The sequence below is a fragment of the Francisella sp. 19X1-34 genome (assembly GCF_041102755.1).
Taxonomy (GTDB): domain Bacteria; phylum Pseudomonadota; class Gammaproteobacteria; order Francisellales; family Francisellaceae; genus Francisella.
On sequence record NZ_JBGCTX010000077.1, the window covers coordinates 1 to 10,722 of the forward strand.

Consider the following 10,722-nt stretch of genomic DNA (forward strand, 5'->3'; position numbering starts at 1 on the left):
AATCCAGCTATAGAGGATAACATTGGCCATCTAAAGTTATTCATCTTTGATTTAACACTTGTACTTAAATCTGCTATTACTGCATTAGCTACTATATAAGTTCCTGAACAAAATCCCATTGTTAATCTAGATAATAGAAATATATGATAAACCATATAGAATATTGCTTGATAAAAAACTATTCGATCTAACTAAACCATATTGTGAATTTAAAAATAATTCTGGGATTATAGGAAGTATTAATCCTGCTCCTATAGCATCTACAAATATTAATAAACATAAGCTAAATAGTATTTTTTTATTCAAATTAATTTACATACACATAAGCCATATATTAAAAATATATTAATTAAATATAAATTAAAATACTTTTAACAGCTCATTATTTAATAATAAGTTAATATTTATGATTGTTTCTCTAAGTTTAAAAATAGTTATCAGAAGTTAATGATGGATATACTTTTTTTATTCTTTCTGATATTTCTAAATCAACATTAGCAGTTATTACAGATTCAGTATAACCAGCTAATACAACATCTTTGCCTTCTGGATTAATTATACATGACATACCACCCAACTCATTAAAGCGTTTAGATAGTAAACAGCCTTGATTTGGATTTTCTCCTATATAATTACAAGCAATCATAAATATATGATTTTCATATGCCCTTGCTCTGACCAAAATATTCCACATTTCAACTCTAAAACTACGTATAGTTGAAGGAACTATAATCGCATCTACGCCAGCTTTAGCATAGTTTCTAAATAATTGCGGAAACTGTATATCATAACATATTGCTAGCTAGCCCTATTTTACCCCATGGAGTATCTAATATAACGGGAGTATCACCTTTAACGAAACAATCAGGTTCATCTGTAGTTTCTATTAAGTGAGTTTTAATATACTCTCCCTGAATACCCCCATTATTATCAAAAGCAAAAAGAGAATTTGATAGCTTATTTTTAGTTATATTTTTATAAATAATACCTGCACAAATCCATAAATTATATTTTTTTGCAAGAATACTAAATATTTCGACACTATCTTCTCTATTTTTTACAGAAGATAGTCCCTGCTCATTAATAGGTACATTACTATACTCAGGAAAAACCACCATTTGAGCTCCTTGGTTTGCAGCATTAATAACATAACTCTCGAGTATATTATTAAAATTATGCTTTTCATCATTAAGTATTGGAGCTTTTTGAACAATAGATATTCTTAACATAAGTCCTGCTTATGTTTTATTGTTAAAATAATAAATATAAAGTTAAAGAATTATATAAATATAGAAATTTTTGGAAGAGATTTATACCATTCCAGAATCCCAAGTTAACTGATGCTCTAATCCATATTTTATAAAGACATCATCACTAACCTTATCTTCTGTAGTAAATATACCTAGACCTAAAGGATTATCTTGCATACGCTCATTCATTAGTTTTTTCTCAAGGTCTAACATTTCTTGTCTATCCATATCAGGCTTTAAGAAATCTATTACCAATGCAATTCTTGGCTCTTCCGTACGATTGTATGGGCAATGAGGTAGAGAATGATCAAGAACAAGCATCTCACCATTATGCCACTTTAGATGTTCTCCACAAATTTTCATTGCAATATCACCTTCTGGAACTTGAAGACCTAAATAGCCTCGGTACATATGAGGATTCCAATTAACATGCAGCTTAATATCAGTTCCTGGTTTTAGCACAGAAAAAAGTACATTTCTTAAACATCCATCAGAAGCCTCTTCTGCTTGTTTAATAATTTTACGAGTTTCATGGAAATGGTTTTTTTCTAAATACTCTAAGGTTTCTTCAATTTCATCATTACTAATATCTGGCCACTGTAATCTAAACTCTTTAATAAATTCATGCATAGGTAAACCTTGACAATATAAAGTAAAAGCACTATATATAGATCCTTTTTTAGCTTTTAAAGTATTACTTCTAGGAGTCATGAAAAGCTGAGCCCTTTCAAAATTAAAATTATTATCAGCAATAAATTCATTATATTCTTTTTTAAGAGTTCCCCAATTGCTTGTAAAAACATTCAAAAAAACATAATCTGCTGGATTCTTATGATATTCATTATATTTACCCATGATAATCTCCTTTTACTGATTTATCTTATTTTTTGTAGCTGGATGTCATTTTTAAGTCCCTATTACAATGTAAGTAAAAAATAACATCTAGATTCAAGAATATGCTTTTATTATTTATGTTTCAAACATTTAGATAAGAATAAAATTCACATAAAATGTAACCTTTACTTACATTCATGAAAGTTTCAAGCAATTCAAATTTGATCAAATCAAAATAAGTTTGGAGAATTATATAGTTGAAAAAAATTTATGTTAATCCCATACCACCATCTAGTAAGATATCTTGGCCTGTTGTATAGCTACTATACTGTGATGCTAAATATAAAGCTGTAGTCTTAATCTCCTCTAATCTACCTATTCTCTTCATTGGTATTGAGCTTTTAATTTTTGATAGTATTTCAGGATTGGTTAAGATGTCCTTATTTATATCAGTTAAAAAACCACCAGGAGATATACTATTAGCTGTAATATTTTCTCTACTTAGTTCTATTGCTACTGTTTTCATAAGTGCATTCATAGCAGCTTTACTCATAGAATATGCAACTCTTCCTTCCGAAAAATGGGAGGCAAAGTAACTTGAAATAAAGATTACTCTACCAAAATCAGCTTTTTTAAGCAGCGGATGAAAAATTTTTGTAGCAATAAATGCTGAGTTTGTATCTATATTCATAATTTCATTCAATGCATTAAGAGATAAAGTATCTATACAAGTACGTTTTACAATCCCAACAGAATGAACAAGAATGTTTAAGGATCCTTTAAAATGCTTTTCTATTCTCAATTCTAAATTATTAATACTTTCACAAGATGTTGCGTCAAAATAATCTATCAATATATTAACCCCGAACTTAGCTTCAAAATCTTTCTTTGTTTGTTCTAAAGCAACAAAATCGTTTGAAGCTATAGCAATATTAGCTCCGTATTCACAAAAAGCTTCTGCTATAGTACGACCTATCCCAGAACTTCCTCCCATAATTAAAGCTGTTTTACCCTTTAAATCAAATAGGCCCATAATTTACCCCTAAATATTATTATTTTAAAATCTCTTTTTTAAAAAAAGAGATATATAAACTCTTATAGACTATATCATAAGCGATTATGTCAATAACTTAAAGTGAATATTTTTTATCATTATGTTAACTTGAGATTAATGATAATATTGTGAGTAAAATAAGTATTATTAAGATAAGTAAGTATTCGTCGTGAAAAAGCGTATTAGTATCCGCCAGCTTTACCAGTACCTGTGAACACAAATGAACCATGTATAGTATATGGTCTAAAGAAAGGTCCTGTTCCTGTTTGTTTGTCAGTATGACGATAGAACCCTCTCCAATCTGGTGGATCAATCTCACAAGTTTCATCATATTTGCCTGGACCATCTAACTGTACATTTCTACCATAATGAGGCCCATCATTAGCAACCATACTCATCATAGAGAAAACTATTCTCCAATCAGAATGTTCTTTGCTAATTGTACATGCTATTTCACAGTCAGGAATCCACCCACCGGCTCCAAAACCCATTTTATCTCCTTTGATAGCATGTTGATCAATCTCATTATGGATTGTTGGTTTAAAGTTTTTCTTCATTGTTGGCATTGGAGCCATAGTTACAGGTTCAACCCATATTAGAGCTGTTTCTACTTTGTGTTGATATATTTTAGGTGCTGCAATCGGATGATCTGCATATGCAGTTCCTCCAAATGCTGCAATAGCAGCTACTGATAACAATAATTTTTTATTCATTTAATTCTCCTTGTTTTATTTATTCTGGGACAACAATATGTTGTCTTATTTTTTCTACATCTGAGATATATGCTTTATTGAATATTGCTGGCCTCCAAATAAATGATATGAGCACAAGATTTATGATCAATAATCCAGCAACAATAGTAGTTTTAACCAAATTCAGATTTAGCACTTTTTTTATAGCTTTATATAAAAGTAAAATACTCCAGATGATACTTAGCATAAATAAAGTTGCTTTAATAAAGTCTGAAGTTGATTGCAACATACCAAAATCCGCCTGCATAACTTCAAAGAATTTACCACATAAGCCGATAACTATGGTCAGCATCGCCACAGGTGTAAATTGATAGGTAAACAGATAGAAAACTCTTTTAAAACTTCTTTCAGAAGGCGATCTAGCTATAAATGAGGCTATAGCTATCAATATTCCAGAAATTAATGCTGTAATAAAGCCATATAACAACATATAAATACTAATAGTAAATATATCTAACCAATTAAAATTCTGATTCCAAGTCTGAGAAGATAGTAACCATGGTGCAGAATTAAATGGCCACATAATATTATGGTTTATTAAATAAGTTGCAATATCATCTCTGAATAGTTGATACTGATGTAAGATTAACCATAAGAATCCTCCAGCTGCCAGCCCTGGAGCTAGCAAAATAAATGCAACTTCACTCCAATTTGGATCTCGATCTAAAACTTTTGTTAGCTCAACACCTGGAGATCTAAAATAATTTCCTAATCCTGCTTTTTTTTGAGTAGTAACACATTTACCACATGTAATGCAGTTATTTGTTGAAATCTTATAAGGTAAATTATAATCTGTTGGACATAAACGTCCTTGGACAAAATAGTCTTTATTATTTGGTAAAGTTTTAACCCCTCTATTTGGTGATATTTGAACAAAGCTTAGACGAGATATTACACCAAGTATTTTTCCTATAGGACAAAAGTAACGACACCATGGCCTACCACCATTTTGACTATATACTAACCCAATAATAACAGCCAACAAAAATATAAACCCAAATAGCTTTATCATACCCCAAGGATCATCTCTTACATCTAGAGTTTGACCCATTACTGTAATAACAGTAAACATAAGTACTAGCCAAAACTCACTCTTCATCCACTTAGGTATCTTTCTTTTAAGACCAAATTTGCCAGCCCATTGTGTAAATGCTCCTAAAGGACATAACATACCACACCATAACCTACCAAATGGTATAACAGATAGTAAACACGCCCCATACCAAACACCCCAAAAGAGAAACTGACTAAGCAAAATTACATTTGTAAATATTGTATCTGTAGATTTAGGATTCTTTGAGCATACAGGAGCTATTATCAAAAATAAAAAAGCTAGTAGCATAAAAAGCTGTATGCAAAAGAAATAACGATGAAATTTCTCAAAAAATTTATCAAATATAAATATTCTTTTATTACTAGAACTATCTAATATTTTAATATCTGATTCTTTAATTTTGACTTCCATACTATCTATTTAAACTATTTTGCTTCACATATTCTTTTAACAAATCTATTGCTCTATAAAATTGTTTCAAAAACAGTAACCCTGTTGACATTAAAAATGTAACGATAGCTATTAAATATTCCTGACTTGACTGAATATGGAAGTAATCACTATTAAACATCCAACTAACATTATGAAAACCTAAAACCCCAGCTTCTTGGAAAGCATTTATAGCATTCCCAATACACATTAGAGCTAATAGAAATATAAAAAATGGAGTTACATTAAACATAAAACGATTTAGTATCTTCCATTGTGCTGTAGCTGTGAAATATACATATATAATTAAAGAAAGAAGGACTATTCCTAGAATTAACCCTGCAAAAGTTCCTAACTGTTGCATTGAAGAGCCAGAAAATAGTGCAAAATAAAACAAAATAGTTTCTATAATTTCACGAAAAACACTTATAAAGCTAAGAAAACCTATGCTAAATAAACTTAAAGTTGCTAAAGATTTTAAACCTTGAAATGCAGTAAAGTTAACATACAAAAGCATTGCTAATGCTATCAAACTAGCAATAGCTTCACTCATTTCACGAGCTCTACCTAATACTGCATTATGGAAAAACACACATACAACTGCTAAAATTATGCCTATCACCAAAGCAGCTATACAGTTTTTGTATACGCATGATATCTCTTTTGTTCTATCAACTTCTCTAAGTGCAGAACATATCATAGTAATAATTATAAGGGCTTCAGAACCTTCTCTAGGTATAATCCAAAATGAAGATGAAAGTGCTGCTAAAAAATCACTCATAACAGTTCCTTAAGATTGCTTATTAAGAATTTTTGCTTCTTTGTCTAACTCTTTACAAATATTTGCTCGAGCTTTATTTATCCTTGCAAGTTGGGCTTTAGAAACTGGCTGCTTGAGCATATCAGAATAACCATGAAATGAATTTTCTATACTAAAAATATCTGCTGGAGATGTATATGATCTATATTTAATTTCCATAATATTGTCATAAACATCCCAATAAGCACTATCAGAAACTTTTACAGCTTTAGCACTATTATTGTTTTTATAAAGCTCACTTGCCTGCTCTAGCATCGAACAGATTTTTTCAGCCTGACGATCATATAATGATTTAGAAGATTTATTAACTATTGAATGATCTGACTTTTTAGTTGTAGTACTTAACGCTCCAAGAACAATAACTATAATTGCAATAATGATAATTATAGATACTGGAATTATTATTTTTTTCATATAAATGAAATTTTAACAAACATCCGGAAATTATATGCAAATGATAACTATTATCAAGGATGTTACAGCAATAAAATTTAATTCTTTCACTTTAAAAATTTTTCTTGCCTATATTTATGAAAATATAATAAAACTACTATTTTAAAATATTTGTTGGTCTAATTACCTAATTAGTCTTTTTTATGCCAACATCTGAAAAAATTATCTCTCTGACTTTTACCAACTCTTGAATATAAAAACTCTTATTCTCTGCAAAGCGATGCTGGGGTGCAAGGATAGAAATACCAAAACTTCCTAAAAAAGTGTTTATTGCAGTAGCTATACTTACTATACCTTCCATAGTTTTACTATCATCATATTCAACACCATCTACTCTTATTTTCGCAATTCTAGCAAATAACTCTTTATTACTTGCAATCTTTTGACCTAAAAGTTCAATAATTTGATCATCTGTATATAAAGATAAGAGAGCCCTACCTGGAGCAGTGTTATAAATAGGCTTATCAAGAGCACCAATTCTTGGGATAACTTGTAGTTCACTATTTGCTATAAACCTGTGCATGACAATCAAATCCGTATTATTTGATTGTGTCAATACAACTGTCTCTCGAGTCTTTTCACTAAGTTTACGCAATAAATTTTGTGTTAAAGAAACAATATCAGCATATGATGATGAAGCTAATTTAAAAATCCCTGCTCCAAGTAAAATTTGTCCAGCACCTTCACTTCTAGTAAATCCTTCTACTTCAAGAGCAGCAACTATTCTTTGTACAGTAGATCTTGGTAAGTCAACTTCTTTTGCAATATCACCTAGACTCATACCACCAGGTGCATTACTTATACTCTTTAATACCTTAACTGCTCTACTTATTACCTGGATTTTTTTACTTTCACTCATAACTAACTTTAAAAATACAAACTGTAGACAATTTTAGCTTTTTTGATTAGAAATTTCCAAAACAATATTGCACCATTTAGCAATACACTGTATCATTAGGTTATGAAATGTATAATGAGGAGTTTAAAATGATTATAATTTCTATTGATGGCTTACTAATCTCTCCGATTGTTTTATATATATTATTTGCCTGTATACTAATAGTTATATCTAATTTAACAATTTCAAAAGTATTATGCTACTACACTAACTTAAAACTATCTTGGATAAATTTATTACTATTTATATGTTATTTAGGTTTAATTATATTTTTATTAGAAGGTTAAAATTAAAATGCCAAATAAAAAAACTAAGTCTTTACTTAGTGCAATTATTATAGCACTAGCCCTACTTTCAATATATTCAATATGGCAATATTATTTTTACTCTCCATGGACTAGAGATGCTAGGATTAGAGCTAAAATTATCACAGTAGCTCCTGATGTATCTGGATTTGTGACAAAAGTCTATGTAAATGATATCCAGCAAGTAAAAAAAGGAGATCCAATATTTTCTATTGACGATGAAAGGTATGTCGCAGATTTTAAAGAAAAAGAAGCGCTAGTAGATCATGCAACGCTAGAGCTAAAACTTGCACAACAGCAATATGGTAGAAGAGAGAAACTAGGTAAAACTGGATCAATAAGTAGAGAAAAACTAGATGACTACCTAATGGCTGTTAAACTCAAAAAAGCTGCTTTAGAAAAAGCAAAAGCTGATTTTTTGACTGCTGAAATAAATCTAAAGAGAACTAGAATTTATGCACCAGTTAGTGGAACTATTAACAATCTAAGCCTAAGGCAAGGTAACTTTGTCAATTCAGGAAAGCCTATTATGGCTATAGTTAAAAAGAATTCTTTTTATGTTACTGGTTATTTTGTAGAAACTAAGATTCCTAATATAAAAATAGGTGAAAAGGCTAAAATTGAATTGATGAGTGGAGGTAAACCTCTATATGGACATGTAATAGGCATTGGCAAAGCTATAGCAGATAATAACACAAGTTTAAATAGTGAGTTATTGCCTAAAGTGCAAGAAACTTATGATTGGGTAAGACTATCAAAAAGAATACCCGTAAATATATCTCTTGATGTAATACCTAAAGATATAGATTTAGTAGCAGGTATGAATGCTAATGTAAAAATACTATGATAGGAGAAGTTTTTACTAAGAAAAATTTGATATATACTTTTAAAGCTTTCATTTCAATAACTTTAGCTCTTTATATATCTATGAGTATAGGTCTTGATAAACCTATATGGGCTATGATTATTGCTATTTTCTTAGCACTTAGACCTGAAGCAGGATTTATTATCGAAAAAAGTCTTTTTTTAATATTATCAACAATCGTAGGTATAGTAATAGGATTTATTATTATTAGCCTATTCTTACCATATCCACCTTTAGCAATATTTTCATTATGTATGATAATAACGATCACAATGTATTTTTCTGTAAAAGATTCTCATTCAAATTTTACTTACGGTGTAACTCTAACTAATGTGACTTGTACAATAATAGTTCTTTATAGCATAGCTAATCCATCGATAACTACTGAACAAGTGATTTTCCACACAGGCTTTTCTAGAATTTCAGCAATAATAGTGGGAGCTTTAAGTTCATGCTTTGTAAATTACTATATTTTTCCTATAAGAATAGAGGATACTGTCAAAAAAAAAGTAGCAGACTCATTTGATTTAGTAATTAAATATACTAGAGAAATCTTTTCAGCTCAAGATTTTCGCAATAATGAAAAATATAACAAACAAGTGGAAAAAATTCTTGATAGCCTTATAGCTTTAGATAACGATTTAACAGCAAACAGATTTGAAAATAATAAAACTAGTACATATTGTAGATTTTTAAATAGTATCATAGAATTAATCCAATCTGCACATTACCTAAGAAAACAAACTATAAAAAACAACTCCAAAGAGTCTATAAAAAAAGATTTATATGAAATTTATAATCAATTAGATGCTACTGATCATAAGCAGAAAATTATTTATAACTCTAACTATACTCTAATAAATAAGCTAGTAAAAAAATTTAATACTGTAATCGATAATTATCAAAAAATAAATAATCAAGAGTTTGAAACATTTTCAGATAATACATTCCATCATTTTAAAAACTATGCAAACAATATGGTAAGCATAGTAAATATTTCTAGGACTATTTGTATATTTTTATTTTTATCTTTTGTATGGCTAAATACTCAAAGTAATTCCCAAACACTACTACTTATGATAATAATTCCTGTAGTTTTTTCACAGATATTTGTTCATATGCCAGATACCGCCGAGTTTGTGAGAAAAACAATTAGAGGTATGATTATATCTATTCCTTTTTCAATCATTATCACACTAAACCTACTAGCTCAAGTCGTTGGATATTTTGAACTATTTATGCTGATCACTATACTGACCTTATTCATACCTATAATGATGTTAAGTATTCCAAAACTCCAACCATACGGCATAGGTTTTATCTTTGGTTGGATATGCCTAATACAACCAAGCAATCATATGACTTTTGAAGTTTCTAAACTATTAAGCTCAGGTTTAAGTGCTTTATTTGGATGTCTTGTATTATGGCTTGGATTCAAGCTATGTCCTCAATATCCATATAAAATAAGTCGTAATTTAGCTATTCTTTCAATCATTAAAGATAGAAAAAAACTAAGACAAAAAGAGATAACTAAAAAACAATACAATGCAAAAATTATAAAAAAAATTCTTTGCGTTTATAAGAATAGAGAAAATAATAACTCTTCTGAAAAAGATATTAAATTTGCTCTTAGAAGTTTAATAAAATCTATTTAGAACTTATATTGCTTATAAAATTTTCTAACTTTGGAGTTAAATATATCCTATATTTTGCAAACACTCATTGTATCACATAATGATGCAAGGTATCATTGTATTCAGACAATTAAAGCTTTTACCCGATTACCGTTTACCTACTAATCAAAATACCTTTTTAACAAGGAGTTTTATATGATTGTAATTTCTATCAATGGATTACTATTCTCTCCATTTGTATTATTTATAACAATATCATACATATTGATAATAATAACTAATTTAATTATCCCTAAAATTTTAGAGCTAATTGAAAAAAATGGTGCCTATTTTAGAATTTTTTACCATTATTTAGCATAAAGAAATCCACTACT

Annotated in this window: 12 protein-coding genes; 3 read left to right on the plus strand and 9 right to left on the minus strand. The window is 29.2% G+C overall.

Annotated elements, in window-relative coordinates:
• Positions 1-424: 424 nt before the first annotated feature.
• The 9 genes from AB8E56_RS10280 to AB8E56_RS10320 form a co-directional block, all read right to left on the minus strand.
• Positions 425-796 (minus strand): nitrilase-related carbon-nitrogen hydrolase, encoded by a 372-nt coding sequence (locus tag AB8E56_RS10280; protein ID WP_329480799.1) that lies wholly within the window; start codon positions 794-796, stop codon positions 425-427.
• On the minus strand, positions 786-1,229 hold the full coding sequence (locus tag AB8E56_RS10285) for a carbon-nitrogen hydrolase family protein (protein ID WP_329480782.1): 444 nt from the start codon (positions 1,227-1,229) through the stop codon (positions 786-788). The genes AB8E56_RS10280 and AB8E56_RS10285 overlap by 11 nt, the downstream gene beginning before the upstream one ends.
• 81 nt (positions 1,230-1,310) lie before the next feature.
• On the minus strand, positions 1,311-2,105 hold the full coding sequence (locus AB8E56_RS10290; RefSeq protein WP_329480784.1) for an aspartyl/asparaginyl beta-hydroxylase domain-containing protein: 795 nt from the start codon (positions 2,103-2,105) through the stop codon (positions 1,311-1,313).
• A 247-nt stretch (positions 2,106-2,352) separates the two neighbouring features.
• Positions 2,353-3,117 (minus strand): SDR family oxidoreductase, encoded by a 765-nt coding sequence (locus tag AB8E56_RS10295; protein ID WP_329480786.1) that lies wholly within the window; start codon positions 3,115-3,117, stop codon positions 2,353-2,355.
• A gap of 203 nt (positions 3,118-3,320) precedes the next feature.
• Positions 3,321-3,851 carry an iron transporter gene (locus AB8E56_RS10300; RefSeq protein WP_192577808.1) on the minus strand — a complete coding sequence of 177 codons (531 nt, stop codon included), beginning with the start codon at positions 3,849-3,851 and terminating at the stop codon, positions 3,321-3,323.
• Between the two features lie 19 nt (positions 3,852-3,870).
• Positions 3,871-5,355, minus strand: a complete 1,485-nt coding sequence (locus tag AB8E56_RS10305; RefSeq protein ID WP_329480790.1) for a 4Fe-4S binding protein — start codon at positions 5,353-5,355, stop codon at positions 3,871-3,873.
• Between the two features lies 1 nt (position 5,356).
• Complete coding sequence (locus tag AB8E56_RS10310; protein WP_329480792.1) at positions 5,357-6,154, minus strand: hypothetical protein; 798 nt, start codon at positions 6,152-6,154, stop codon at positions 5,357-5,359.
• 9 nt (positions 6,155-6,163) lie between these two features.
• Positions 6,164-6,607 carry a hypothetical protein gene (locus tag AB8E56_RS10315; RefSeq protein ID WP_329480794.1) on the minus strand — a complete coding sequence of 148 codons (444 nt, stop codon included), beginning with the start codon at positions 6,605-6,607 and terminating at the stop codon, positions 6,164-6,166.
• A gap of 166 nt (positions 6,608-6,773) precedes the next feature.
• Positions 6,774-7,505, minus strand: coding sequence for an IclR family transcriptional regulator (locus tag AB8E56_RS10320; RefSeq protein WP_329480795.1), 732 nt, complete (start codon positions 7,503-7,505; stop codon positions 6,774-6,776).
• A 128-nt stretch (positions 7,506-7,633) separates the two neighbouring features.
• Here AB8E56_RS10320 and AB8E56_RS10325 point away from each other — a divergent pair, with 128 nt between their 5' ends.
• Genes AB8E56_RS10325 through AB8E56_RS10335 form a run of 3 tightly spaced genes read left to right on the plus strand, consistent with a single transcriptional unit; the run spans position 7,634 to position 10,369 of the window.
• On the plus strand, positions 7,634-7,831 hold the full coding sequence (locus AB8E56_RS10325; RefSeq protein ID WP_329480796.1) for a hypothetical protein: 198 nt from the start codon (positions 7,634-7,636) through the stop codon (positions 7,829-7,831).
• Between the two features lie 7 nt (positions 7,832-7,838).
• Positions 7,839-8,696, plus strand: a complete 858-nt coding sequence (locus AB8E56_RS10330) for an HlyD family secretion protein (protein WP_329480797.1) — start codon at positions 7,839-7,841, stop codon at positions 8,694-8,696.
• Entirely contained in the window at positions 8,693-10,369 is a 1,677-nt protein-coding gene (locus AB8E56_RS10335) for an FUSC family protein (RefSeq protein ID WP_329480798.1), read from the plus strand. Before AB8E56_RS10330 ends, AB8E56_RS10335 begins: the two co-directional genes overlap by 4 nt.
• Positions 10,370-10,722 lie beyond the last annotated feature (353 nt).